This is a genomic window from Martinezella lusitana, assembly GCF_010668395.1.
Taxonomy (GTDB): Bacteria; Pseudomonadota; Alphaproteobacteria; order Rhizobiales; family Rhizobiaceae; genus Rhizobium; species Rhizobium lusitanum_A.
Genome location: NZ_WUEY01000005.1, coordinates 1 through 25,496 on the forward strand (window position 1 = coordinate 1; position 25,496 = coordinate 25,496).

27 protein-coding genes and 1 pseudogene are annotated in these 25,496 nt (G+C 62.3%); 16 read left to right on the forward strand and 12 right to left on the reverse strand.

The genetic code is table 11. The annotated features are described in order from the left end of the window. Together GR212_RS12795 and GR212_RS12800 are read left to right on the forward strand one after the other, a co-directional pair. Nucleotides 1-122, forward strand: a pseudogene (locus tag GR212_RS12795) (electron transfer flavoprotein subunit alpha/FixB family protein); the annotation flags it as partial. A 144-nt stretch (nucleotides 123-266) separates the two neighbouring features. Next, on the forward strand, nucleotides 267-1,145 hold the full coding sequence (locus tag GR212_RS12800; protein ID WP_163986956.1) for a 3-hydroxybutyryl-CoA dehydrogenase: 879 nt from the start codon (nucleotides 267-269) through the stop codon (nucleotides 1,143-1,145). A 231-nt stretch (nucleotides 1,146-1,376) separates the two neighbouring features. Here GR212_RS12800 and tlpA read toward each other — a convergent pair whose 3' ends face one another. Then, nucleotides 1,377-2,042, reverse strand: coding sequence for a thiol:disulfide interchange protein TlpA (gene tlpA, locus GR212_RS12805; RefSeq protein ID WP_163986957.1), 666 nt, complete (start codon nucleotides 2,040-2,042; stop codon nucleotides 1,377-1,379). Between the two features lie 23 nt (nucleotides 2,043-2,065). Here tlpA and argH point away from each other — a divergent pair, with 23 nt between their 5' ends. From argH to GR212_RS12825, 4 genes are all read left to right on the forward strand, one after another. Next, nucleotides 2,066-3,466 carry an argininosuccinate lyase gene (gene argH / locus GR212_RS12810; RefSeq protein WP_163986958.1) on the forward strand — a complete coding sequence of 467 codons (1,401 nt, stop codon included), beginning with the start codon at nucleotides 2,066-2,068 and terminating at the stop codon, nucleotides 3,464-3,466. 209 nt (nucleotides 3,467-3,675) lie between these two features. Further along, on the forward strand, nucleotides 3,676-3,870 hold the full coding sequence (gene lptM, locus GR212_RS12815) for an LPS translocon maturation chaperone LptM (RefSeq protein ID WP_163986959.1): 195 nt from the start codon (nucleotides 3,676-3,678) through the stop codon (nucleotides 3,868-3,870). A gap of 13 nt (nucleotides 3,871-3,883) precedes the next feature. Continuing rightward, nucleotides 3,884-5,155 (forward strand): diaminopimelate decarboxylase, encoded by a 1,272-nt coding sequence (gene lysA, locus GR212_RS12820; protein ID WP_163986960.1) that lies wholly within the window; start codon nucleotides 3,884-3,886, stop codon nucleotides 5,153-5,155. Nucleotides 5,156-5,515: 360 nt separating this feature from the next. Then, entirely contained in the window at nucleotides 5,516-8,260 is a 2,745-nt protein-coding gene (locus tag GR212_RS12825; protein ID WP_163986961.1) for a TIGR02302 family protein, read from the forward strand. Between the two features lie 75 nt (nucleotides 8,261-8,335). On the opposite strand, the gene GR212_RS12830 is transcribed toward GR212_RS12825, so the two are convergent. The 3 genes from GR212_RS12830 to GR212_RS12840 form a co-directional block, all read right to left on the reverse strand. Then, on the reverse strand, nucleotides 8,336-8,695 hold the full coding sequence (locus tag GR212_RS12830) for a response regulator (RefSeq protein ID WP_163986962.1): 360 nt from the start codon (nucleotides 8,693-8,695) through the stop codon (nucleotides 8,336-8,338). A gap of 159 nt (nucleotides 8,696-8,854) precedes the next feature. Next, on the reverse strand, nucleotides 8,855-9,403 hold the full coding sequence (hpt, locus tag GR212_RS12835; protein ID WP_163986963.1) for a hypoxanthine phosphoribosyltransferase: 549 nt from the start codon (nucleotides 9,401-9,403) through the stop codon (nucleotides 8,855-8,857). A gap of 85 nt (nucleotides 9,404-9,488) precedes the next feature. Beyond that, nucleotides 9,489-10,154, reverse strand: a complete 666-nt coding sequence (locus GR212_RS12840; protein WP_163986964.1) for a hypothetical protein — start codon at nucleotides 10,152-10,154, stop codon at nucleotides 9,489-9,491. A 210-nt stretch (nucleotides 10,155-10,364) separates the two neighbouring features. On the opposite strand from GR212_RS12840, the gene ftsE reads away from it, so the two are divergent. The 4 genes from ftsE to GR212_RS12860 all read left to right on the forward strand — a co-directional run bounded on the left by ftsE (nucleotide 10,365) and on the right by GR212_RS12860 (nucleotide 13,754). Beyond that, complete coding sequence (gene ftsE / locus GR212_RS12845) at nucleotides 10,365-11,024, forward strand: cell division ATP-binding protein FtsE (RefSeq protein WP_075853762.1); 660 nt, start codon at nucleotides 10,365-10,367, stop codon at nucleotides 11,022-11,024. Then, the gene (locus GR212_RS12850; RefSeq protein ID WP_204326561.1) at nucleotides 11,017-12,060 is read left to right on the forward strand and encodes a cell division protein FtsX; all 1,044 of its coding nucleotides are present in this window, start codon (nucleotides 11,017-11,019) and stop codon (nucleotides 12,058-12,060) included. Before ftsE ends, GR212_RS12850 begins: the two co-directional genes overlap by 8 nt. A gap of 69 nt (nucleotides 12,061-12,129) precedes the next feature. Then, nucleotides 12,130-12,852: a YdcF family protein gene (locus GR212_RS12855; protein WP_163986965.1), complete on the forward strand. Its 723-nt coding sequence runs from the start codon at nucleotides 12,130-12,132 to the stop codon at nucleotides 12,850-12,852. Between the two features lie 98 nt (nucleotides 12,853-12,950). Beyond that, nucleotides 12,951-13,754 carry a lysophospholipid acyltransferase family protein gene (locus GR212_RS12860; protein WP_163986966.1) on the forward strand — a complete coding sequence of 268 codons (804 nt, stop codon included), beginning with the start codon at nucleotides 12,951-12,953 and terminating at the stop codon, nucleotides 13,752-13,754. A 35-nt stretch (nucleotides 13,755-13,789) separates the two neighbouring features. Here the strand turns inward: GR212_RS12860 and GR212_RS12865 are convergent, their stop codons facing one another. Continuing rightward, entirely contained in the window at nucleotides 13,790-14,323 is a 534-nt protein-coding gene (locus tag GR212_RS12865; protein WP_163986967.1) for a gamma-glutamylcyclotransferase, read from the reverse strand. Nucleotides 14,324-14,373: 50 nt separating this feature from the next. On the opposite strand from GR212_RS12865, the gene GR212_RS12870 reads away from it, so the two are divergent. Beyond that, nucleotides 14,374-15,387: a DUF2125 domain-containing protein gene (locus GR212_RS12870; protein WP_163986968.1), complete on the forward strand. Its 1,014-nt coding sequence runs from the start codon at nucleotides 14,374-14,376 to the stop codon at nucleotides 15,385-15,387. Nucleotides 15,388-15,391: 4 nt separating this feature from the next. Here the strand turns inward: GR212_RS12870 and GR212_RS12875 are convergent, their stop codons facing one another. From GR212_RS12875 to GR212_RS12890, 4 genes are all read right to left on the reverse strand, one after another. Continuing rightward, entirely contained in the window at nucleotides 15,392-15,820 is a 429-nt protein-coding gene (locus GR212_RS12875) for a GNAT family N-acetyltransferase (RefSeq protein WP_163986969.1), read from the reverse strand. A gap of 26 nt (nucleotides 15,821-15,846) precedes the next feature. After that, entirely contained in the window at nucleotides 15,847-16,776 is a 930-nt protein-coding gene (locus GR212_RS12880) for a prephenate/arogenate dehydrogenase family protein (RefSeq protein WP_163986970.1), read from the reverse strand. Next, nucleotides 16,773-17,882 carry a histidinol-phosphate transaminase gene (gene hisC / locus GR212_RS12885; RefSeq protein WP_163986971.1) on the reverse strand — a complete coding sequence of 370 codons (1,110 nt, stop codon included), beginning with the start codon at nucleotides 17,880-17,882 and terminating at the stop codon, nucleotides 16,773-16,775. Before hisC ends, GR212_RS12880 begins: the two co-directional genes overlap by 4 nt. A gap of 102 nt (nucleotides 17,883-17,984) precedes the next feature. Further along, the gene (locus tag GR212_RS12890; protein ID WP_163986972.1) at nucleotides 17,985-18,764 is read right to left on the reverse strand and encodes a class I SAM-dependent methyltransferase; all 780 of its coding nucleotides are present in this window, start codon (nucleotides 18,762-18,764) and stop codon (nucleotides 17,985-17,987) included. A gap of 53 nt (nucleotides 18,765-18,817) precedes the next feature. Here GR212_RS12890 and gloB point away from each other — a divergent pair, with 53 nt between their 5' ends. The 3 genes from gloB (at nucleotide 18,818) to GR212_RS12905 (ending at nucleotide 21,304) form a co-directional block, all read left to right on the forward strand. Beyond that, a complete protein-coding gene (gloB, locus tag GR212_RS12895; RefSeq protein WP_163986973.1) occupies nucleotides 18,818-19,588 on the forward strand; it encodes a hydroxyacylglutathione hydrolase in 771 nt (256 codons plus the stop codon). Beyond that, entirely contained in the window at nucleotides 19,588-20,013 is a 426-nt protein-coding gene (locus GR212_RS12900; RefSeq protein WP_163986974.1) for a cupin domain-containing protein, read from the forward strand. The genes gloB and GR212_RS12900 overlap by 1 nt, the downstream gene beginning before the upstream one ends. 175 nt (nucleotides 20,014-20,188) lie before the next feature. Next, nucleotides 20,189-21,304 carry an esterase gene (locus GR212_RS12905; RefSeq protein WP_204326562.1) on the forward strand — a complete coding sequence of 372 codons (1,116 nt, stop codon included), beginning with the start codon at nucleotides 20,189-20,191 and terminating at the stop codon, nucleotides 21,302-21,304. Between the two features lie 33 nt (nucleotides 21,305-21,337). Here GR212_RS12905 and yddG read toward each other — a convergent pair whose 3' ends face one another. Together yddG and GR212_RS12915 are read right to left on the reverse strand one after the other, a co-directional pair. Further along, a complete protein-coding gene (gene yddG, locus GR212_RS12910; protein ID WP_163987353.1) occupies nucleotides 21,338-22,237 on the reverse strand; it encodes an aromatic amino acid exporter YddG in 900 nt (299 codons plus the stop codon). Between the two features lie 39 nt (nucleotides 22,238-22,276). Next, nucleotides 22,277-23,053: a DUF3108 domain-containing protein gene (locus GR212_RS12915; protein WP_163986976.1), complete on the reverse strand. Its 777-nt coding sequence runs from the start codon at nucleotides 23,051-23,053 to the stop codon at nucleotides 22,277-22,279. A gap of 236 nt (nucleotides 23,054-23,289) precedes the next feature. Here GR212_RS12915 and rpmB point away from each other — a divergent pair, with 236 nt between their 5' ends. Then, nucleotides 23,290-23,592, forward strand: a complete 303-nt coding sequence (gene rpmB / locus GR212_RS12920; RefSeq protein ID WP_163986977.1) for a 50S ribosomal protein L28 — start codon at nucleotides 23,290-23,292, stop codon at nucleotides 23,590-23,592. Nucleotides 23,593-23,707: 115 nt separating this feature from the next. Beyond that, nucleotides 23,708-24,343 (forward strand): queuosine precursor transporter, encoded by a 636-nt coding sequence (locus GR212_RS12925; protein WP_163986978.1) that lies wholly within the window; start codon nucleotides 23,708-23,710, stop codon nucleotides 24,341-24,343. A 90-nt stretch (nucleotides 24,344-24,433) separates the two neighbouring features. Here the strand turns inward: GR212_RS12925 and GR212_RS12930 are convergent, their stop codons facing one another. After that, entirely contained in the window at nucleotides 24,434-25,438 is a 1,005-nt protein-coding gene (locus GR212_RS12930; RefSeq protein ID WP_432444367.1) for an esterase-like activity of phytase family protein, read from the reverse strand. Nucleotides 25,439-25,496 lie beyond the last annotated feature (58 nt).

A 25,496-nucleotide genomic window follows, 5' to 3' on the forward strand; every position in this document is an offset into this window, starting at 1 on the left:
AGGACTCGAAGGTCATCGTCGCCATCAACAAGGACGAGGAAGCCCCGATCTTCCAGATCGCCGACTACGGCCTCGTCGCAGACCTCTTCGAAGCATTGCCCGAACTGCAAAAGGCGCTCTGAGCGCCACGATTAAGTTTCTCGCAGTTGCGAGAGACTGGAAAATCGTCTCTTATAGGTCTATCAATCTTTGCCGGGCTAGAAATGGCCCGGCAAATTTGAATTAAGAGCATAGCGCATCGCCAGGAGCGCGCCGGGGAGTTGGCAATGAGTTCGCTTAAGACGATCGGTATTATCGGCGCGGGCCAGATGGGCTGCGGGATAGCCCATGTATCCGCGATGGCCGGTTACAAGGTTCATATCTACGATCTCGCGCAGGACCGCATCGAAAGCGGTCTTGCCACCATCAACGGCAATCTTGCCCGCCAGGTCGCCTCCGGCAAGATGACGGATGAGGAGCGCAAGGCCGCTCTTGGCCGCATCACCGGCTCGAATGATCTCAACGATCTCGCGCAGGTCGATCTCGCCATCGAGGCCGCGACGGAAGACGAAAGCGTCAAGCGCAAGATCTATGCGCAGGTTTGTCCGGTCTTGAAGCCGGAGGCCATTCTCGCCACCAACACGTCGTCGCTGTCGATCACCCGCCTCGCCTCCGCCACCGACCGGCCGGAACGCTTCATGGGCATCCACTTCATGAATCCGGTCCCGGTCATGAAGCTGGTGGAGCTGGTGCGTGGCATCGCCACCGAGGAATCGACCTTCAGCGCCGCCAAGGCCTATGTCACCTCGCTGGAAAAGACTATCACCGTCGCCGAGGACTTCCCCGCCTTCATCGTCAACCGCATCCTGCTGCCGATGATCAACGAGGCGATCTACACGCTTTATGAAGGCGTCGGCACCGTCGATGCCATCGACACCGCCATGAAGCTCGGCGCCAACCACCCGATGGGACCGCTGCAGCTTGCCGATTTCATCGGCCTCGATACCTGCCTGTCGATCATGCAGGTGCTGCACGACGGGCTTGCCGATTCGAAGTACCGTCCCTGCCCGCTGCTGGTGAAATATGTCGAAGCCGGCTGGCTCGGCCGCAAATCTGGCCGCGGCTTCTACGACTACCGCGGCGAAGTGCCGGTTCCGACCCGGTAATTTTTGCGGCGGCCTCCGGGCCGACCCTCCTGGTTCGAGCCCTACCGCCGCCCCTACGCTCCGGCGCCAGCGCACCTCACCATGGGGGCGGGACAAAGCCACCCGCCAACCGAACGGATGGTGTTGAAAATAGCGGAAGTTTCATCAAGCGTAATAGGTTAGCCCTCACCCAGAGGTGGGAGCGCAGCGACCCTCGAAGGGCGAGGGCGGGTGATCGAGCAAAGAGACCGCTCAGATCCCCACCGCCGCCTTGATCAGGTTCTTCGCATCGTCGCTATCCCATGCGGCGGGCCCGTTCATGGCCGACAGCAGGCAACCCTTGTCGTCGATGAGAAGCGTCACGGGCAGGCCGAAGGCCAGCCCCTGCTTCTTCAACACGTTGAACACGCCCATGGTGTTGTCGCGATAATAGCCGAGCTTGTCGATCGCATATTCCGTGCGGAAGGCCTTGGGCTTCTCTTCGTCGCCGGTGTCGATGTTGATGGCGACCACCTCGAACTTATCGTTGCCGGTGCTCTTCTCGAGCGCGTTCAGCGCCGGCATTTCCTCGCGGCACGGCACGCACCACGTCGCCCACACGTTCAGCAGCACGGTCTTGCCGGCGAAATTGCCGATCGACAGCGGCTGCCCCTCGGCTCCCTTGAAGGAAACATCCTTGAGCGAGATCGGCGCCGGCGGCAGGCTCATGGCGGCAACCTGCCCCTTGGTGAAGGGCGTCAGCGCCGCGGCGCGATCCTTTGCCGCTCCGCATTGATCGGCCGAGGCGGTTTCACCAACGCCATTGCCATACCCCGCCTCCTTCACGTATACCGCTGCCGCGCCGGCAATTACCCCTGCGACGGCGGCAAGCAGAACGAGTTTCATGGACGGCAGACCGAACGGCTTCTTTGCTGTCATTACATTCTCCAGGTGGGCATCTCATGACTGACGGCACGGACACCAAATCCTCCAACCAGATGTGGGGCGGGCGTTTCGCTTCCGGCCCCGCGGCAATCATGGAGGAGATAAATGCATCGATCGGTTTCGACAAGAAGCTGTTTGCACAGGATATCCGCGGCTCAATCGCGCATGCAAGCATGCTCGCCCATCAAGGCATCATTTCAACCGAGGATAAAGACAAGATCGTTCACGGGCTGAACACGATCCTGTCAGAGATCGAGAGCGGCAATTTCGAGTTCTCCCGCCGCCTCGAAGACATCCACATGAACATCGAGGCGCGGCTTGCGACCCTGATCGGCCCGGCCGCCGGACGCCTGCACACCGCCCGCTCGCGCAACGACCAGGTGGCGCTCGACTTCCGCCTCTGGGTGAAGGAAGAGCTGCAGAAGTGCGAGCAGGCGCTGACCGAGCTGATCGCAGCCTTCCTCGACCGCGCCGAGGAACACGCCGAAACCGTCATGCCGGGCTTCACGCATCTGCAGACGGCGCAACCCGTTACCTTCGGTCATCATTGCATGGCCTATGTCGAGATGTTCGGCCGCGACCGTTCGCGCGTGCGCCACGCCATCGAGCACATGGACGAATCACCGATCGGCGCCGCCGCCCTTGCCGGGACCGGCTTCCCGATCGACCGTCACATGACGGCGAAGGCGCTCGGCTTCCGCGAGCCGACCCGCAACTCGATCGACACCGTCTCCGACCGCGACTTCGCTCTCGAATTCCTGTCGATCGCCGCCATATCAGGCATGCACCTGTCGCGGCTGGCCGAAGAAATCGTCATCTGGTCGACGCCGCAATTCGGCTTCGTGCGCCTGTCCGACTCCTTCTCCACAGGCTCCTCCATCATGCCGCAGAAGAAGAACCCGGATGCCGCCGAGCTCGTGCGCGCCAAGACCGGCCGCATCAACGGCTCGCTGGTGGCGCTGCTGACCATCATGAAGGGCCTGCCGCTCGCCTATTCCAAGGACATGCAGGAAGACAAGGAACAGGTCTTCGACGCAGCCGAAAGCCTGGAACTGGCGATTGCCGCCATGACCGGCATGATGCGCGACATGACGATCAACACCGCCCGCATGAAGGCTGCCGCCGGCTCCGGCTACTCCACCGCCACCGATCTTGCCGACTGGCTGGTGCGTGAAGCCGGCCTGCCGTTCCGCGATGCCCATCACGTAACGGGACGCGCCGTGGCGCTTGCCGAAAGCAAGTCCTGCGAGCTGGCGGAACTGTCGCTGGAAGACCTGCAGGGGATCCATCCTTCCATTACCGAAAAGATCTTCGACGTGCTGACGGTCGAGGCCTCGGTTGCCAGCCGCAAGAGCTTTGGCGGCACGGCGCCTTCGGAAGTGCGCAAGCAGATCGCCTTCTGGCGCGGCCGCAACTGAGACGACGACGAAACCGCACTCAAACAATCGGGGTGCACAAGCGCGGGAAACTTCGCTAAGAAGAGTGACTTTCGCGCGTGAGCTGGACGATTTTCGGTCGCTTCGACCGAAAATCATCCAGCTCTACAATCAAAGACGTAGAGCATGATGTTATCCGAAAACCGCTCACACTTTTCGGCATCATGCTCAAATCGCCCAAGAGGATTTCGATGCAGATCAACATGCCGCATATCATCCGCCTGACCGTCGTGCTTTCGGTCGTCGGCCTTGCCGTTGTCGGATGTGGCCGCAAAGGCGATCTCGACCCGCCGAGCGCATCGGCGACCAAGGGCGGCGACGTCAGCAAGCCGACCAAGCAGCCAGGCACCGAAGACAAGAAGTTCTTCCTCGATCCTATTCTTTGATTAGGCAGCGACCGTGAACCATTTTCAGTATCGCGACGGCATCCTCTACGCCGAGGACGTTCCGGTTCCCGAGATCGCCAAGGCGGTCGGCACGCCCTTCTACGTCTATTCGACGGCAACGCTGGAGCGCCACTATCGCGTCTTCGCGGAAGCCTTCGGCGATGTCGATGCCATGGTCTGCTATGCGATGAAGGCCAACTCCAATCAGGCGGTGCTGAAGACGCTCGGCCGGCTCGGCGCCGGCGTCGATGTCGTCTCCGTGGGCGAGTTGCGCCGCGCGCTGGCCGCGGGAATCCCCGCAAGCCGCATCATGTTCTCCGGCGTCGGCAAGACGGCGCAGGAAATGGACGTGGCGCTCGAAGCCGGCATCTACTGCTTTAATGTCGAATCCGAGCCGGAACTGGAAGTGCTGAACCAGCGCGCGGTGCGCGCCGGCAAGGTGGCGCCCGTTTCCTTCCGCATCAATCCGGACGTCGATGCCCGCACCCATGCAAAGATTTCGACCGGCAAGAAGGAAAACAAGTTCGGCATTTCCTGGGAGCGCGCCCGCACCGTCTACAACCGCGCCGCCAGCCTGCCGGGCATCAAGGTCACCGGCATCGACATGCATATCGGCAGCCAGATCACCGAGCTGCAGCCCTTCGACGACGCCTTCAAGCTGCTGCGCGACCTCGTGGACACGCTGCGCGGCGATGGCCACGACATTCATCACGTCGATATCGGCGGCGGCCTCGGTATTCCCTATCGCGACGACAACAATCCGCCGCCGCTGCCGGATGCCTATGCGCAAATCGTCAAGAACCAGCTGCGCGGCCTCAACTGCAAGATCGTCACCGAACCGGGCCGCCTGATCGTCGGCAATGCCGGCATCCTCGTGACCGAGGTCATCTATGTGAAGGATGGCGGCAACAAGACCTTCGTCATCGTTGACGGCGCCATGAACGACCTGATCCGCCCGACGCTCTACGAGGCCTATCACGAGATCCGGCCGGTTGCGATCGGCGATGCCCACGCCCAGCGCATCAAGGCCGATGTCGTCGGCCCGGTCTGCGAGACGGGCGACTATCTGGCGCTCGATCGCGAAATGGCGATGCCGCAGCCGGGCGACCTTCTCGCCGTCAGCTCGGGTGGCGCTTATGGCGCCGTGCAGGCCGGCACCTACAACAGCCGGCTTCTGGTTCCGGAAGTGCTGGTCAAGGGCAACGAGTTCCATGTCATCCGCCCGCGCGGTAGCTATGAGGAGCTGATTGCACTGGATTCTCTTCCGACATGGCTCGAGGGATGATGGGTTTCCATCCATGAACTTCAGACGGGACGGGCAGAATATCCGTCCTGTCCGGACGATCACGTTTCGGCGAACTCCGATGAAAAAACAGCCTTTCGCGCCGCTTGCCCTCGTCTTCGCCACAAAGAATGTTATCTTTGATCGGCAGGCGTCTAGCCGGGCGCTGCGTGCGTGGGCGTGTGGGACGCTCCCGCCATCCCCAACGGGCCGCTAGAGCCGGATGATTTCAGATCAAACCGATCTAAAATCTGAATCCGCTCTGGAATCAAAGAAGTAGGGCATGATGTCGTCCGAAAACCGCTTACATTTTTCGGCATCGTGCTCCAGCCATCAACGTCAGATCGGGAGAAGACCGGACCGATGACCAGCCCCAGCAACCCTAAGAAGGGCGCTTTTGCCACCCGTCCGGCGCTGGCGCGCATGGTTGCGGTCAAGCGCCTCTTTGCCAGGTTCGTGCTGGTTTCCGAACAGCTTCTGCCGCGTCTGCTGCTGCCGGCGTCCATTCTGGCCCTGTTCCTGTCTGCTGCCTGGTTTGGCATCTTCCGCATCGCGCCGGATATCCTGCGCTTTTTGCTGCTCGCCGTCTTCCTCGCCGGCCTCGCGGTGACCCTCTATCCGTTGCGCCGCCTGCGCTGGCCGAGCGTTGCCGAGGCCGATCGGTTGCTGGAGGAGCGTAACGGCCTCGCGCACCAGCCCGTGACGGTGCAGGAGGATGAGCCGGCGCTCGACACGCCTTTTGCCCGTGCGCTCTGGCGCGAGCACCAGACGCGCATGGCCGAGCGCATCGCCGCCCTGGATGCGGGCCTTCCACGGCCGGATATCGCGCGTTACGACCGCTTTGCCCTGCGCGCCATTCCGGCATTGCTTCTGGCGACGGCCTTCAGCTTTTCGATGTCCAACAGCGGCGGCTCGCTGAGCGATGCCTTCACCGCTCCCGCTTCCACGTCGAGCAACCCGGATGTCCGTGTGGATGCCTGGGTCACCCCGCCCTATTACACCGGCGAGGCGCCGGTCTATCTGACCGGCAATGCTCCCAATCCCGGCAACGGCCTCAACGTACCGCAATTCTCCGAACTTACGGTGCGGGTCTCGGGTGCTGCGACGGATGAGAAAGTGCTGTTCAAGGCAACCGGTGCCGACACGGCCGCCGAAGTCCCCGAACAAACCGTCGATACCGACAAGCAGGGCCAGGGTGGTGCAAACCCCGCAGCCATTCCCGTTGCGGCGCCCGTGGCAAACGGCAGTGCCAATACGCCCGCCGCGGATGGAATGATCGCCCGCACCCACGTCCTCAAGCTCGACAAGGGCGGCGAACTGACCGTCAACGGTCGGTCCTGGTCCGTCAACGTCGTCGTCGACAAGCCGCCGGAGATCACCTTTGACGGCATTCCGCACGCGGCAACCAGCGGCGCGCTCGAACTCGGTTTCCGGGTCAAGGACGACTACGGCGTCGAGGAAGCTCATGCCGAGATCGTGCCGGTCGAATCCGATCCCGCCGCAACGCCGCTCTACGGCCTGCCGGAATACAAGCTGGAGATTCCGCGTCGCGACCGCCGCAACGGCAAGGGGCTGGCGAGCCACGATCTGACGCAGGATCCGCTTGCCGGCAAGCGCGTCCGCATCACTCTGGTCGCCAAGGACGGCGCCGGCCAGACCGGGCGTAGCGCGCCCTACGAGATGGTGCTTCCGTCACGCAACTTCACCCAGCCGCTCGCCGCCGCCGTGGCGGAAGAGCGCCAGGTCTTCGCGCTCGATACCCGCAAGATGCCGGAGGCAATCGAGCTCAACAAGTCGCTCACCATCCGGCCGGAAGAAGCCATTCCCGATCTCGGCAATTTTCTCGCGATCAAATCGGCTTTGACGCGGATGAAGCTTGCGAGCAGCGAAGCCTCGCTGAAGGATACGGCCGACTACCTCTGGCAGATCGCGCTCGGCATGGAAGACGCACAGCTGACCGATGCGGAAAAGGCCCTGCGCGATGCCCAGCAGAAGCTTTCCGACGCCTTGCAACGCAACGCTTCCGACGATGAGATCAAGAAGCTGACCGACGAGCTTCGCAAGGCGATGAACGCCTATATGAAGGAGTTGGCCGAGCGCATGCGCAACATGCCGGCCCAGCCCAACCAGCGCTCCGCCAACATCCTGCGCCAGCAGGACCTGCAGCGCATGATGGACCAGATCGAAAACCTCGCCCGCTCCGGCAACCGCGAAGCCGCGCAGCAGATGCTGTCCGAGTTGCAGCAGTTGATGAACAGCCTGCAGGCCGGCAAGCCGCAACCTGGGCAGCAGCAGCAGAACCAGGCGAATGACAAGATGCGCGAGCAGATGGACAAGCTCGGGCGCATCATGCGCGATCAGCAGAAACTGATGGATCAAACCTTCAAGCTCGATCAGGCCATGCGCGACCGCATGCAGCGCGGCGATCCCAACGAGGATGGCGACGGCCTGATGGATCAGCCGCTGCCCGGCCTCAACGACCAGATGCGCCCGGATATGGGGCAGCGCAATCAAGGCCAGCAGGATCAGCAGCAGGGCCAGAACCAACAGGGTCAGAAGGGCAACGACCCAACCGACGGGATGACGGCCGATCAGCTGCGCGATGCCCTCAAGCAGCTGCGCCAGCAGCAGGAGGACCTCGGCAAGCAGCTTGGCGAACTCCAGAAAAACCTGGGCTCGCTGGGCATGAAGCCGAACCAGAATTACGGCAAGGCACAGCAGGAGATGAAGGGCGCCTCAGGCCAGCTCGCCGAAGGCAACGGCGAAGGCGCCGTGCAGGGACAGGGACGTGCGCTGGACGCCCTGCGCAAGGGCACCCGCGAGATGATGAACCAGCTCATGGCACAGATGCAGCAGGGTCAAGGCCAGGGTCAGGGGCAAATGCCGGGACAGATGGGCCAGGGAGGCCCGAACGGGCGCGATCCGCTCGGCCGTTCGCGCAATGAAGGCGGCTTCTCGGACAACCCCAACAATAATATGGTTCCGGACATCATCAAAGCAGAGCGCGCGCGCCAAATTCTCGACGCCATTCGCGAGCGGCTGAGCAACAATCCTACATTTACCGAGGAACGACGCTATCTGGAGCGCCTGCTCAATCTGGCCCAGTAAGGCCGCTTCCGGCCTATCCGCACATGACCAGGATGGAGTCAGCACGGCAACAACCGTGCTGAGCAAGGATAAATCTCAGGCGGCCAGCGCGCGGGCGACGGCCTTGCGGATATCGGGCAGTGCGAAAGGCTTGGCGACGACGTCGACGATCTTTTCCATAAGGTCGTCTGCACGCTCGCGCTGCTCGGCATAGCCGGTCATCAGCAGGATCTTCATGCCCGGGCATGTCGAATGCGCCTGATGGGCAAGCTCGATGCCGTCCATAACAGGCATGCGAATGTCAGACAGCAGCAGGTCGTAGCCGCCTTGCTTCAGCTTCTCCAGGCCTTCCGCGCCGTCGGCCGCCTCCTCGGTCTCGTGACCGTCCAGGCGCAACGCGCGCGCGACGAAGATGCGAAGCGAATCTTCGTCTTCCGTGATCAGAATTTTTGCCATGGTCCTTGCTCCGTGGTCCGTCATGTTCCGCGACCGAAATCACCAGAATTCCGTTTGCGATAGGTAAACGGCGGGCAGGTGATTAGGCTCCGTGGTTAACGAGTCGTCATCGCTGGAGCAGAATGGGACAGGCGGCGCGCCGCCTGTATTAACCCGGATTTAAGACTTGGCGTCCCCGGTGACGACCCCGACGAAAGGCAGCTCGCGGAAGGCGTAAGCCACATCCATGCCGTAGCCGACGACGAAATAATCGGGGCATTCGAAGCCGACATAGTCGGCCTCCAGTTCTTCCTGACGCTTGACGCTCTTGTCGAGCAGGACAGCCAGCGTAACGTTGCGGGCGCCGCGCTCATAGAGCAGCTCCTTGGCGAACCGCAGCGTGCGGCCCGATTCCAGGATATCGTCGACCAAAAGGACGTCGCGGCCCCTGACGTCGCTGTCGATGTCCTTGACGATGCGAACGCCCTGGGAAACCGTGCCGGCGCCGTAGCTGGAAAGAGTGATGAATTCGACCTCGGGCGCGAGCCCGGTCTCATGCAGCGCGCGCAACAGGTCCGCCGCGAAAATGAACGAGCCCTTGAGAACTGCGATGACGAGGAGATCTTTCGTCGGCCCGCCGGCAATTTCCTTCGCCAGGGCGTGATTGCGCTCGGCAATCTGCTCGGCAGTGAAAAGCGGCTCGATGTTCTTCCCGCGTACGACAGGCATTGATTGGCATGCTCCATGGCTTCGCGGCCCGTGGCCGCCGATCAAGCCTTAGCCCGTAGCACAATCAGCAAGCCCGACACACCCCCTAAGGCATGAAGGAAAGCCGAACATCCGGCGTTTTTCCACCGGGATGCTGCAATCGCGTCGAGAATCCGCGGCTTTGGTGCGGCCCGAGACGATCGATCGGCGTGTCCACGACGACGCTTCTGACCAGCTGGTCGCCGGCAAAGAGATCGGCACGCACCTGCGGAATGGAAAGCGTGGCGCCGCTGACATTCTCGATGATGCCGTTCAGCTTCAGCACGCGCAGACCGTTCTCGTCGCGCGGCGTCAGCGTCACATGCGAGAATTGCAGCGGTTCGCCCGTCGCCTCGGCCGGTGCGCCGGACAGGGTGGAGAATCCGCCGGAGAGACCAAAGATCAATATTGCGAGGGAAACGATCAGCGCTACGAAACTGCGCCGCGATGCCTGCTGCAAAATCCCCTCGACGCCGCGCAGGACCGAGAGGAGGCGCGACACGGCTGTCTTCCGCGGCGTTGGCTGCGGTCTTGGTTGCTGATGACCGCCATAGCGCATGCTGACGCCCGATGCGGGTCTCCCGCGCGCGCCGGAGACGGTCACGAATTCGGCATCGACGATATCGGGCTTCGGCATGAAGCGATGCGGCTGGCTCGCGCCTGATCCCCGCTCGGGCGGAATGAGGTCGTAAACCAGTCCCGCCTGCTGCTGGCGGTGGCGAAAAGCGCCCATGATGACCTCCCGTTTCGGTGATCCACATGGTTTCGACGCCCATTACCAAACTGGGCATTGAAACGAATCCTGCCCAGTCGTAAATTTTAATGGTTAATGCTTCGCAAAGATCGCCATGAATGGGGCGTCTTTCCAGAAAAATTTACCGGCTGTTAACGCCATTGGTTAACAAGTCGCCTGATTGAACACTGCGGAAGACTGGACTGCCCGTTGATTCACTTTGAGAACGTCGGTTTGCGCTACGGCATGGGTCCGGAAATCCTCCGTGACCTGAGCTTCGACATACCGAAAAAATCGTTCCAGTTCCTGACCGGGCCCTCCGGCGCCGGCAAGACGACCCTGCTGCGGCTGCTCTTCATGTCGCTGCAGCCGACGCGCGGACTGATTCGCATGTTCGACCGGGAAATCTCCTCGATCCCCCGCAACGAGCTGCCGCTGCTGCGCCGCCGCGTCGGCATCGTCTTTCAGGATTTCCGACTGCTCGAGCATCTCACGACCTACGAAAACGTCGCCTTGCCCCTGCGCGTGCGCGGCAAGGACGAAAGCTCCTATCGCACCGACGTCTTGGAGCTGCTGAAATGGGTCGGCCTCGGGGAGCGCATCAACGTGCTGCCACCGGTGCTTTCGGGCGGCGAGAAGCAGCGCGCGGCGATCGCCCGCGCCCTCATCGATCGCCCCGAAATCCTGCTTGCCGACGAGCCCACGGGCAACGTCGACCCGCCGATGGCGCGCCGCCTGCTAAACCTGTTTCTGGAGCTCAATCGCCTCGGCACCGCCGTCGTCATCGCCACGCACGACCTTGCCCTGATGGACCAGATCGAAGCCAGGCGCATGATTCTATCGGGGGGGCACCTCGATATCTATGACTGAGCCCGGCCCCCGCAGGAACACCCAGAACGCCAAGGCACCGCAGGCACGACAAGCGCCGGCAGCCCCCGCGGAGCGCAAGCGCCCGGAAATGCGCGTGCGCCCGACCGGGCCGATCGTGCCCTCCTCCAACATTCAGGGCAATGCGCTGATCGTCGTCATTGCCATCATGGCCTTTCTCGCCTGCCTGACGCTCGGCGCGGTCAGCATGGTGCGCTCGACGGCGGCAAGCTGGGAGAGCCAGATTTCCCGCGAGATCACCATCCAGATCAAGCCGGACGACAATCTCGACATGGAAAAGACGCTGGCGAGCGCCCGCGATATCGCGCTGAGCTTCGTCGGCACCAAGTCCGGCCAGATCGTCGACGAGGCGGCCACGGCCCGCCTGCTGGAGCCCTGGCTCGGCGCCGGTCTCGACATCAAGGAACTGCCCGTCCCGCGCCTCGTCATCATCACCATCGACGAGACGCATCCTCCGGATTTCGAGGCGATGCGCAGCCTGCTCAAGGCGCAGATCCCGCAGGCGACGCTGGACGACCACCGCACATGGGTCGACCGGCTCGTCTCCATGGCGCATACGACCGTTCTCATCGGCACCGGCGTCCTGCTGCTGGTCTTTACCGCCATGGTCCTGACGGTGGTCTTCGCCACGCGCGGCGCGCTCTCGGGCAACCGCCACATCGTCGAAGTGCTGCATTTCGTCGGAGCCGAAAGCACCTTCGTCGCCAATGAATTCCAGAAGCATTTCCTGAAGATCAGCCTGAAAGGGTCGGCCGCCGGCAGCGCGCTCGCCGCGCTGTTCTTCGCCACCGCCGGCGTCCTCCAGAGCCGCACGATCGCCACGCCGCAGACCGATCAGGCAACCGCGCTTTTCGGCACCTTCTCCGTCGGCGCCCTCGGCTATGTCGGCATCCTCGCGACCATGATCATCATTGCCCTGCTGACGACGCTCACCGCGCGCTTCACGGTCATGCGCACGATCTACGAAATCGATCTGATCCGCTCCGATCCCGGGCGGACGGATACCGTACAGAATTGACGCGTCGGTGATGTTTTTTTACCGTTCGACAGCCCGTTCCTTGCCGCAATTGTCGTATAATAGCGAATCATGAGCATGGATCTGACGACTCGCAAGACCGTGAGTTCGCATGCGCTGCGGGCGCGAACCCGCGGCGACGGACCCGTGCGCCGCAGTCTTTTCCGGCGTTTCCTGCGCTGGGGCGGCTTCGGTTTCATCATCTTCGTCGCCATCGTTTTCGGCGGCTTTCTGCATTTCGCCGATTCGATCACCACCTTGAAGCCGCCTCTGGACCCGAAGGCCGATGCCATCGTCGTGCTGACCGGCGGCTATCAGCGCATCGACCAGGCCGTCGAGCTGCTGCGCACCGGCGCCGGCAACCGCCTGCTGATATCGGGCGTGCATCCGACCACGACGCCATCGCAGATCCGCAAGCTCACGCAGAGCCCCGCCAATCTGTTCAACTGCTGCGTCGACGTCGGCTATGACGCGCTCGATACCATCGGCAATGCCCGCGAAGCGGCGAAATGGATTCATGCCCGGGGCTACAAGAGCGTTCTCGTGGTGACGAACAACTACCACATGCCCCGAAGCCTGGCGGAACTGAAATATGTCGATCCCGCGACCGATTTCATTCCCTACCCGGTCGTCAACTCCGACCTGAAGACCAAGAACTGGTTCACGGATCCGAATGCGCTGCGCACGATGATCTATGAATACGCCAAGGTGCTTCTCGCCGGAGCCCGCAACATCACGGGCCTTGGACGCCCGACCGGCCTGCGCTCGCGCCAACCGCTCGATGACGACGAGTAAGACGCAAAACCACGCACGCGCCGACTTTTTATTGACGCTGTAATCGTGTAGGCAAACCTTCGGATGCCGGTGCAAGCCGGTGCACTGGGAAAGCCTCGATGATTATCCTGCGTTCGATCCTGTTCAATACAGCCTTCTATGCCAATCTGATCATTCGCATGATCGTGTTGACGCCGATCTATTTCCTGATGCCGCGCAAGGCTGCCTACGCGATCCCCAAGGCATGGGCGAAATCCAGCACCTGGCTGATGGCAAAGATCGTCGGCACCACCTTCGAGGTTGAAGGCCTGGAGAATATCCCCAAGGGCAGCTTCATCTTTGCCCCCAAGCATCAGTCCTTCTGGGATACGTTCGCGCTGCTGCCCTATCTCGACGATCCGGTCTACATCCTGAAGCGCGAGCTTCTGTGGATCCCGCTGTTCGGCTGGTATGCGAAGAAGCAGCGCATGATTCCGGTGGATCGAAGCGCCCGCGGCAAGGTCATGTTCGACGTCCTGAAGCGTACGCGCGAAGAACTCTCCACGGGCCGCCAGCTCATCATCTACCCCGAGGGCACGCGCCGTCCGCCGGGAGCGGAGCCCGTCTACAAATACGGCATCGCGCGCATGTATCGCGATCTCGGGATTCCCGTCGTCTCGGTCGCCATGCATCCCGGCCTCTTCTGGCCGCGCCGCACCTTCCGCAAATATCCCGGCCATATCAAGGTGCGCATCCTGCCGCCGATCGAGCCCGGCATGGATCCCGACGCCTTCTTCGCGCGCCTGATCGAGCAGACGGAAAAGGCCAGCGACGAACTGCTGGTCGAGACGATCGCCGACAACCCGAACCTGCCCATTCCTCCGACGGCGGCACAGCGCCTGGCCGAAATCAGCAAGGCGAAGCCGGTCACCGCCGCGGTCTGAGACGGCGCATCCGCCTCCAAACGTGCGAACGGGACTCAGGACGCCTTGCGCATCCGCTCCACTTCACCGGCGACCTGCTCCAGCCAGTGGTCGCGAATGCCCATGTCGCGCAGATGCGTAAGCGTATTGAAGACATAGGCATCGTTCGGGCCGGACCGCCCGCTGGCGGCTTCCACCACATGGGCTGCCTCGATCGCATCCAGCGCGCCGGCATATTGCCTGTGGGCGCGGTCGACGACATAGGCGACGGCGGTGACGCGCCGTCCGTCGGCAAGCCGGATCGGCAGCGTCTTTTCCAGGTAGACGTTGGTGACGAGTTCGCGCTCGCGCAGATAAGTCAGCACCTCGTCCCAGGTGGACACCGGCACGCGAAATGCGATGCCGCGGCAGGAGCCGCCGCGATCGAGACCGAGCACCAGACCGGGACTCTCCTCTGTGCCGCGATGGACCCAGGAACGGACGCAGAGCGAGCGGCGATAGCCGAAAATGTGGGCCTCGGCCCGTTCCTCATAACCAAAGCCCGGATTCCACATAAGCGATCCGTAGCCAAACACCCAAAATTCGTCCATATCCAACGCCAAATCACTGTGAAGCTTCAGTCCAACCATTGGAGAACATCATGGCAGCGTCAAGCCAGAGCGTAACGACCGGTCGAGGCAAGCGTCTGTGGCTCATCCTGCTGGGGCTGGTGGTGGTCCTGGCCGGTCTCTACACCGGTGGATGGTATTACGCGACCGGTTTCGTCAGGGCCAATGTCCTGAAGGCGCTCGGCCAGCAGAACAGCGCCGGCGTTGCCGGCAAGTGCGAGAACATGGCCTTCAACGGCTTTCCCTTCTCCATCGGCCTGACCTGCGACACGGTGACGGTCGACAATCAGACACAGGGCGTCTCCGCCAATTTCGACATGCTCAGCGCCTCGGCGCCGGTCTTCCAGCCCAACCACGTCAGCTGGAGCCTGAAATCTCCGGCCGAATTGCGGACGGCGGCGGGCCTGTCGGTGTCGGCGGAGTGGACCGATCTGCAATCGAACCTCGTCGCCAAGGGCCGCGGCGTCGCGCAGAGCGAGACCGCCATCGACGGGCTGAAAGCGGGCATCGTCTCCTCCTTCACCGGCCAGAGCATTAATGTGACGGCCGCCCATACCGAAATGCATGCCAGCCAGAACGGCAGCGATCTGGATTTCGCCATCGGCATCGAAAATGCCAATGCCGTAATCAAGGATTTTCCGCAGACCCTGCCGACGGCGTCGAGCAGTGCCAGCGTGACTTTATCAGGCAAGGCCGGCCTGCTCGATGGCAGCGATCGCGAGGGGCTTCGCGGCGCTGCGGGCGTGCTGCACCAGGCCGTCATCGATATCGGCGATGGCCGCATCATGACGCTTTCCGGTCCGTTCAATTTCGACGATGAGGGTTTTCTGTCCGGCCAGTTCAAACTGGAGATCAATCAGATCGGCCCCTGGGGCGATAGCCTGACCGCCACGCTTCCCGCCGCCAAGAGCATCATCAAGACAGCCACGAAAATGCTGAAGGCGCTTGCCGGAGGCGCGGACAAGGTCTCCGTCGACCTGACCGCCGATCGCGGCCGCCTCTCGCTCAGCGGCTTCATTCCGCTCGGCAAGATTCCGCCGATCTGACAGCCTATCCTTTGCGCGCGCCGGAGATGTCCTTCAGGAAGAATATCTCCGGGCTCGGCTGGACAATGCGAAAATCGATGCTGCCGGCGGCCTGGAAGCCATTGCGGCGATGCCAGGCTTGAGGCTCGGCTTCCGCCCATTCGCTTGATGTCATCAAGTGCTGCGCACCCTCTTCGATCATGGCGCTCTCCCAGGCTCGAAAAAGGGTCGTTCCCACGCCGGCGCACTGATGGGAAGGCAGCACGCGGATCATGTCCATATAGGGTATCTTGCCCCAGAAGCGGCTGAACCGCAGGAAGCCGACGCATTCGCCATCCCGCTCGGCGACGAAATATTCGCCGTGCTGGATGCAGCGTGCGATCCAGCCCTCGCCTGCGTCATCGTGCTCAACGAGCCACGGCAAGTCCTCGAAGCGCCCGCGTCTGACGGTCATCGGCGCCCTCCGTCGCGCAGGAATGCCTATTCCTTCGTATCCAGGGCATGACGGCCGAAATCCGGCGCATCGACGTCCTGGCCGGCCTCGACGATCGAGCGGCGGATGGCGCGGGTACGGGTGAACAGTTCGAAGATCTTGTCGCCTTCGCCCCAGCGGATGGCACGCTGCAGCGATGCAAGGTCTTCCGAGAAACGCGCCAGCATCTCCAGTATGGCATCGCGATTGTGCAGGCACACGTCGCGCCACATGGTCGGATCGGAGGCGGCGAGGCGAGTGAAATCGCGGAAACCGGACGCGGAATATTTGATGACTTCCGACTCGGTCACCGTCTCCAGGTCGTCGGCGGTGCCGACGATGTTGTAGGCGATGAGATGCGGCAGGTGCGAGACGATCGCCAGCACCTTGTCGTGGTGCTCCGGATCCATCTCGTCGACGCGGGAGCCCAGGGTTTCCCAGAAAGCGCGCAGCGTCTTGATCGCGGCCTGGTCGGTGCCGGGAACCGGCGTGAAGATGCACCAGCGTCCCTTGAACAGCCCCGGAAAGCCCGCATCCGGGCCGGACTTTTCCGTACCCGCCAGCGGGTGGCCTGGAATAAAATGCACGTTGGACGGCATATGCGGCTGCATCTGCGCGATGACCGAGGCTTTCGTCGATCCGACGTCGGTGACGATGACGCCCGGTTTCAGATGAGCGGCGATTTCCCTGGCGACGCTCTCCGAGGCACCCACGGGCACAGAGACGATGACGAGATCGGCGTCCTTGACCGCTTCGGCCGACGATGGCGTATAGCGGTCGCCGAGCTGCAGCTCTTCGGCCCGCTTCAGCGTTTCGGCGCTGCGCGTCGAGATCACCACGTCCTTGGCAAGGCCCAACCGCTTGATGTCGTAGGCAATGGAGGAGCCGATGAGGCCGATGCCGATCAGTGCGATACGGTCGAACTGGATGGTGCTCATGCCTTGCGCCCCATAAATTCCGTCAGGGCGTCGATGAAGCCGAGATTGGCCTCTTCGGTGCCGATGCTCATGCGCAGCGAATTCGCGAAGCCATAGGCCCGCACGGCCCGGACGATATAGCCCCGGCTTGTGAGGAAATCATCGGCCTCGGCCGCGCGCTTGCCGTCGCTATCGGGGAAATGGATCAGAACGAAGTTCGCGACCGACGGCGTCACCGTGAGGCCGATGGCTTCGAGCGCAGCCGTCATCCTGTCGATCCAGAGCGTGTTGTAGGCAACGGCCTTTTCCGTAAAGGCCTGATCGCGAATGGCGGCCGCTCCGGCAACGATGGCCGCCGAGTTCATGTTGAACGGGCCACGGATGCGGTTGATCGCATCGATGATGTCGACCGGGCCATACATCCAGCCGATGCGAAGGGCGGCAAGACCATAGACCTTCGAGAAGGTGCGGGTCATGACGACGTTCTGGTTGGCGGAAACAAGCTCCAGGCCGGCCTCGTAGTCGTTGCGGCGGACATATTCGGCATAGGCGGCGTCGAGCACGAGGATGACGTGCTTCGGCAGGCTCGCATGCAGGCGGCGGATCTCGCTGACCGGCACATAGGTCCCCGTCGGATTGCCGGGATTGGCGATGAAGACCATCCTGGTCTTCTCGGTGACGGCGGCGAGGATGGCGTCGACATCGACGGTGCAATCCTTTTCCTTGACCGTCACCGGCGTCGCGCCGGCGGCCATGATCTGGATCTTGTAGACCAGGAAGCCGTGCTCGGTGATGATGCCTTCGTCACCGGCGCCGAGATAGGTGTGGCAAAGAAGGCCCAGCAGCTCGTCCGAGCCGTTGCCGCACAGGATGTTGGCGACGTTCAGCCCATGCACGTCGGCGATCGCCTGGCGCAGCTCCTTGGCCTGCCCGTCCGGATAGCGCTCGAGCTGTCCGGCGGCATTGCGGAAGGCTTCGATGGCCTTGGGGCTGGCGCCGAGGGGCGTCTCGTTCGAGGAGAGCTTGAACACGCGCGCAACGCCCGGCGCATGCTCCTTGCCCGGCACATAGGCAGCGATATCGAGAATGCCGGGACGCGGGACGGGCTTGCTCATTTCCATGCTCATGGGATCGACCTTGCGAAGGGCCGGAAAATTCCGGCTTGAAACACCCCGTCGCATTAATGCGGATTGACAAATTTGTCGAGTGTCAGGGCCTTGCCGATCGCATCAGGCGCCATCGCGCGTCGTCGGTATGCCGCGCGGCGCAAGCACCGGCACGAAGACGCGGCGCGAGGCGCGAACGGCAACGGGCAGCCCCTGATAGAGCCGCTTCTGCGCCTCGACGATGATGACGCCCGAGAAGGCCGGCCACAGGGTGCGGCCGACCCGCTCGAAGGCGCGGCGCAAGCGCAGCACCGTGCGCAGCTTCGAGGGCGGAAAGAACAGCGCCTCGGCCGTTGCGCCCGGCGTGAAATTGGTCTCCCGCAGCAGCGAGGTCAGCTGGCCGCGCGAATAGGGCCGGCCGGAACCGAACGGCGTATGCTCCATGCGCGCCCAGACGCCGCGTCGGTTCGGCACGGCGATGACGAGCCGCCCACCCGGCGCCAGCACGCGCCAAAGCTCCTTCAGCGTCTCGCGCGGGCTTTCAGCGAATTCCAGCGAATGCACCATCAGCACACGGTCGATCGAACTGTCCGGCAAAGGCAGCTCCTCGTCGAAGATCAGGGCCGTCGACGATGCCGAGCCCAGCGGCCAATTCACCGCGCCCTGCCCCGCCGGCATGAAGGCGAAGGTGCGTTCGGTATCGGCGCGGAAGCGATCGAGATAGGGAACGGCATAGCCGAGGCCGACAAGACGCTCCTCCGGCATGCGCGCCCAAATCGAGGAAAGCGCCATGGCAATCGACTGCTCCGCCAAGCGACCGAGCTCGGAATGATAGAACTGACGGAGATCGACAATATCGGCGTGCATCGAAACAAATGTTATCAGCCGAGCGTTGGACTTCAAGGCCGAACGGCTTACATTCTGTACCAACCCAAAAGACGAGGACGATTTCGATCATGAAACCATTGGAATTAGAGATATTTATCTGCCGTTCCGACAACTACGGCGTCTTGGTCCATGATCCCGAGACCGGGTTGACGGCATCGATCGACGCACCGGATGCGGATGCGATCCTGAAGGCGGCAGATCGTCGCGGCTGGACGCTCAGCCACATCCTGACGACCCATCATCACACCGATCACGTCGAGGGCAATCTGGCGCTGAAGGAACAGTTCGGCTGCGAGATCATCGGCCCCATCAATGAGGCCGTCGCCATTCCCGGCCTCGATCGCGCCGTCGGCGACGGCGATACCTTCGAATTCGCCGGCCATACGGTCAACGTCATCGAGACGCCCGGCCACACCGCCGGCCATGTCTGCTACCACTTCGTCGACGACAAGCTGCTCTTCGCCGCCGACACCCTGTTTGCGCTCGGCTGCGGCCGCCTGTTCGAGCGCACGCCGGCGGATATGTGGGCCTCGCTGCAGAAGCTTGCCGTCCTGCCGGACGAAACGGCCGTCTACTTCGGCCACGAATATACGCTCTCCAACGCCCGCTTCGCGCTGACCATCGATCCCGACAATGAGCGGCTGAAGGCACGCGCCGCCGATATCGAGGCGCTGAGGGCGGCAGGCAAGTTCACCATCCCGACGACGCTGGCGCTTGAGAAGGAGACCAATCCGTTCCTGCGCGCCGCCGATCCCGCGATCCGCCGCCACCTGCTGATGGAAAGCCGCGGCAATGACGAGGTCTTCGCCGAGATCCGCAAGCGCAAGGACAATTTCTGATGCAGGCGAAAGAGATTATCGAAACGCTTTCCATGCAGCGGCATCCGGAAGGCGGCTGGTACGTGCAGACCTTTCGCGATGAGAATGGCGGAGCACGCGGCAATTCCACCGCGATCTACTATCTGCTCGAGGCCGGCGAGCGCTCGCATTGGCACCGGGTACACGACGCAGCCGAGGTCTGGCATTACTATGCCGGCGCACCCCTCGCCTTGCATCGCTCGGCCGATGGCACGGCCAGCGAAAGGCTCGTTCTCGGCACGGATCTGGCAAGGGGTGAGCGCCCGCAGGCCGTCATTCCGGCTAACTGGTGGCAATCGGCCGAAAGCCTCGGCGAGTTCACGCTCGTCGGCTGCACGGTCGCGCCCGGCTTTGAATTTTCGAGCTTCGAAATGGCCCCGCCGGACTGGAAGCCTGCTTCCGGCTGAGCCTCCTTACCTTTCATTGACATCGCGCATGATGCGGCCAGACGGCGCGGAGCGGCAGCCTTGAAAAAGCTCTGCGCTGTCTCAGCTTTACAGGGGGAGAGAGAGAATTGATTCAACTGGAGGAGGTTTCTTCGTGCGTGTGTTGTTTCCTTTGCTCGTCGCGGCAGGCTGTGTCATGAGCGCCCCTGTCCTCGCCCTTGACGCACCGGCCTCGCCGCCGGCAGACCGGCCCTTGAAAAACTTCGTAACGTCGGTCGAAAAGGACAGGTCGATCACATTCCGCCTTTATGCGCCGACGGCAAAGGCGGTCTCCGTCGCTCTCGGCTCGCGTGATCCCATGGCCATGCAAAAGGGTGACGATGGCACCTGGAGCGTCAGGACAGAGGTGTTGAAGCCCGATCTCTACGAGTATTACTTCAACGTCGACGGCTTCCGCAGCATCGACACCGGCACCAACGCACCCAAACCGCAGCGGCAGGTCAACACCAGTCTCGTCCTCGTGCCCGGCGGCATTCTCGATATCCGCAATGTGCCGCATGGCGACCTGCGGCTGGTGACCCTGCATTCCAAGGCGCTCGCTTCGGAGCGGCAGATGTATGTCTACACCCCGCCCGGCTACACCGATTCCTCCAAGCCGCTGCCCGTACTCTATCTCTACCACGGCTTCGGCGACACGGTCGGTTCCTGGGTCGGGCAGGGCCGCGCGCCGCAGATCCTCGACAATCTCCTTGCCGAGAAGAAGATCGAGCCGATGATCGTCGTCATCCCCGATACGGAGACCGATGTGCCGGACGCGATCGCCGAGAACTTCCCCGCCGCCGATCGCCGTGCGAATTTCTATCCCGCGAATGCCGAAGCGGCCGATCGCGAGCTGACCGATGATCTCATCCCGTACATGAAGAAGCATTACCGGGTGCGGAACGACGCCGAGGGCCGGGCCGTCGCCGGCCTGTCGCAGGGCGGGTATCAGGCCCTGGTCTCCGGTCTTTCGCATCTGGATACCTTCGGCTGGGTCGCAACCTTCAGCGGCGTCAGCACGACGACCGTACCCAACAAGACCGTGGACGCCGTGCTGAACGAGCCAGCCAAGATCAACAAGGCACTCCACAACTTCACGGTAACGGTCGGGAGCAACGACCAGGTAGTCGGCAAGGACGTGGCAGGCCTCAAGGCGACGCTCGAAGAGAAGAAGATCAAGCACGAATATCACGAATATCCGGATCTCCAGCACGAGATGGATGTCTGGAGGCCATCGCTCGCGGCCTTCCTGGAGAAGGTCTTCAAGAAATAACGTCGGGAATGGCTGGCATCGATGGCGGCGGAGCTATTCCGCCGCTTCGGCCTGCGCCTGTTCGGTATTGCCCCGGCGCAGGATCATGCGGTGCGCGGCCAGCACGGCGCCGCCGGTGACGAGCAGGCAGGCAAGCGCGATGCCCCAGCTCGGCTCGGCAAATCCGAACAGCGTCAGGATCAATGTCGACAACAGCGGTGCGGCATAGCTCGCCGCGCCGAGAATCTGAATGTCGCCGTTCTTGACGCCGTAATCCCACGCATAGAAGGCGGCGCCAACGGGGAAGAGGCCGAGACCGAGTACGGCGATCCATTGCGTCAGGCTCTCCGGCCAGATCGTTTCTTCCAGCCCAAGGTGGCAGAAGAGGGAGAGAATGGCCGTGACGAGGCAGAATATGGTGACGACGTCGGTGGAAACGGCCTCGAAGCGGCGCGTGATCAGCGAGTAGCCGGACCAGGTGAAGGCGCAGAGGAAAGCCGCGCCGTAACCGACGGCATAGGCGCCCTCGAAATGGAAGCCGTTGCGGCCGACGATCAGAACCGTACCCGCCAGCCCCATCAAGGCGCCGAGGATATGATACCAGCGCAGCCGCTCGCCGGGCAGGAGCGCCGAGCCGACGACGATCAGCAACGGCCAGAGATAGGCGATCAGCCCCGCTTCCACCGCCGGCGCATGGCGCAGCGCCGTGAAATAGAGGAAGTGATAGCCGAACAGGCCGACAATGCCTGTTATCCAGACCTTTGCGGGCTGGCGCAGCAGCTGTAAGCGCTCCGGCCTCAGCAGGAGCACGACGATGCCGGGAATGCTGCCGATCGCGAAGCAGATGGCAAGCAGCTGAAACGGCTGCATCCGGCCGGACGCCACCGTCAGGAGCGCCAGAAACGACCACATCACGATGGCCGAGAAGCCCGTCAATGTCGCGCGAAATTTCACCCCTGCCCCCAGCGTATCGCTGCGGACGCCCTCCATCCGCTAGCTGCCGTATTTTACGGCCGTGATCGTCACCGTCCCGTATTGCGTGGGAATGCGGACGTAGACCGGAGCATATACATTCATGGCATCGGCCTTGGCAAACCAGATCTCCATGTTGTCGCTCTTGGCGAGATAGAGATAATCCTTGCGCGTGCCCTTGTAGCCGCTCTTCGGCGTGAAGCGCACCGCGCAGGCAATGGTCTTGCCCTTGAAGCCATCGGTCGAGAACGGGTGCGATCCCTTCGGCGACAATTTCAGATCCATGCGCATCTCGCCATCGAAGACGGCCAGCGTCTGGTTGCAGAGGTTGAGGTTGGGCGTGATCGGAAAGATCATGCCCGAAATCGGATCGAGCACCGACTTCAGGTCCCCTTCGGAAAGCGGGATCCAGCTGTCCGGCCGCTTCGGCTCCGGCGTGATCGTATTCGACGTCACATTGCCGTTGGTATAGGCGACATCGTAGGTGCGTTCTTTCTTGCCGCTCTTGTAGAACAGCGAGTAGTGAGTCGCCTGCAGCCTGTTTTCATCGACGACGCCGGTCACGTCAGTCCTGGCATCGATGGAGGTGACAAGATCGGCAAGACCCGCGGAGGTGATATCGCCTCGGATGGTGAATTGCTTGCCGGTGACCTCTGTCTTGAAATCCGCTCTGGCGATCGGCAGGCCAGCCAGCGAAACGCGGTAGCGCGTTTCATGCCGCAGCACGTCGGCCAATGCCACCGACGGCATCGACGCAACGATCGCTGAAATAACAAGCCACTTGCGAATTTGAACCATGATCAAGGCCTTCAACGAGGATCAGGCAAGATATATAGTGCTTTACTCGCCCGCTGCGAGCGCCAGAGAACAGCAGCTTTTTGACGGAATTGCGGGAAAACACAAGGTTTGGCTTGACGTGGCCGGCCGCTCTGACTATAGAACCGCAACTTTCCAATTATGGCCTGTTGGATTGCACGCCGGGTTTTGCTCGGGATGCTTATTCAGTGGCCGAGAAAAACAAAAGTAGGTGTACCATGTCCCGCATGTGCGAATTGACCGGCAAGGCCGTCCTCGTGGGCAACAACGTTAGCCACGCCAACAACAAGACCAAGCGTCGGTTCCTGCCGAACCTCTGCCAGGTCACGCTGATCTCCGACGTTCTCGGCCAGCGCTATCGTCTGCGCGTTTCCGCTGCAGCGCTTCGCTCGGTCGAACATCGCGGCGGTCTCGACGCTTTCCTTATCAAGGCAAGCGAAAACGAACTCAGCATGCGCGCTCGCCTGCTGCGTCGTCAGATCGTCAAGAAGTCTGCTGAAGCTGCCGTCGTCGCTGCTTAAGCGATAGCACTTAGCGACGTCATACGGGCTTAAGAGGCTTGCACGGATCGTATCCGGACAAGCCTTTTTCCATGTCCGGTTTCTTCAACTGGTGGCATCTCCCAGGATAAAAAAAATGCTGACAGCACGTCATACCCTTATCTACGTCTTGCTGATGACGCTGGTCGTCGTCGCCTCCAATATCCTCGTGCAGTATCCGCTGCAGGCGACAATCGCCGGCATCAATCTCGCGGATATTCTCACCTGGGGCGCCTTCACCTACCCGGTCGCCTTCCTCATCACCGATCTGACAAACCGCCAATTCGGCCCGAAGGCCGCGCGCAAGGTGGTGTTTGCCGGCTTCGTCGTCGGCGTCGCGCTGTCCTTCTATACGGCACAGCCGCGCATCGCGATCGCCTCCGGTTCCGCCTATCTCGCCGGCCAGCTCCTCGATATCTCGGTCTTCAACCGCCTGCGCCGCATGGCCTGGTGGCGCGCGCCGCTGTTCGGCTCGCTGATCGGCTCGATGCTGGACACGCTGATCTTCTTCTCCTTCGCCTTCGCGCCCCTCTTCGTCTTCTTCGGGCCGAACGATCCCTTCGCGATCGAATGGGCTCCAATCCTTGGTGTGTTCTCGACGACGGCACCGCGCTGGATTTCCTGGGCAATCGGCGATTTCTCGGTCAAGGTGACCGTCGGCCTTGTCATGCTGCTGCCCTATGGCGCGTTGATGAACATGCTGAAGCCGATGTCGCAGGCACCCACGGCCTGAGAAGCCGGTGATCCGTAGCCCGCCTACGACGGCGGCGCGCATTCCTGAATACGAGAGAACGGCGGCAGGCGGAATCGACCCCTGCCGCTTCTAATTCTGGCTCACGACGCTCTCATCGTGCAGCTTGAATTCCAGCATCAGGCTGCGCTGCAGGATCGAGTGATTGTCATCCGAGACCAGGACGAGGTGAAGGGAGCCATCGCCGGCCCGGAAGACATCTATGCCTTCCATATTGTCGATCTGGTCCCTGGAGCTGGCCTCGAAGATCACCTTGCCGTCCACGACCGCGTCCGGCTTGATATCCGCGCCGGCTATTCGGCGGATACGTACGCCAAGGCCGTGCATCAGCCCGAAACGGCGCTCCAGCAGCAGCAGGTCCCCGTCTGGCAGAAAAACGCCGTCGCTGACATCGAAACCGCCATAGTGCCGAACGGTGAAGCGACCCTGTAGCGGCCCGTCCAGAACAGCGGCGAGCATATTGCCATCATCGTCCAGGCTGTCTTCCGCGACGATGACGGCGCCCCCTGCAAGCGGGCTCGATTGCGGCGCGATCATCAGCGCCTCGAGGCTGCGATTGGCGCGCAGCTGCCATCTCGGGATCGGCAGGGGCATGGTGCCGTCCGGCGGTGAAATCTCGAAGCCGGGATCGGGATAGACATCGACGCGATGATATTGCTCGTAGCTGACAAGGACATGATCGCCGCGCAGCGCCAGCCCCTCCGCATCCATCGATCCCTTGCCGGCGTCGGTGCTGCCGTTGCGGTCGATCATCGGCATGATTCGCGCATCGCTGATGCCCTTCAGCCGGCCATTGTCGTCACGTTCGATCGCGCCTGTCAGCCAGTGGCCGGTATCCAGCACGGAGATGAAATGCCGCTGGTCAGGGCGAAACCGGACCGCGGAGATGGCGCCAAGAAGCGAATTGTCCGAACTGAGCTCCAGGCCACCGAGAAACTCCAGCGCACCGAAGCGCGTCTGATCGGAGCCCGGTCTGAAGGTGGAAATGATCCTGGCCTGGATAGCTGCCGGACCGCCCGCATCCACGTCATTTCCGGAGTTGCAGCCGGTCAGCAGGCCGGCGAACACGGCCAGCAGGCACGCATAGTTCCCGGCAATCGGCAGGACCCGACGACCCGGGCCTCCAGGCGAAGAA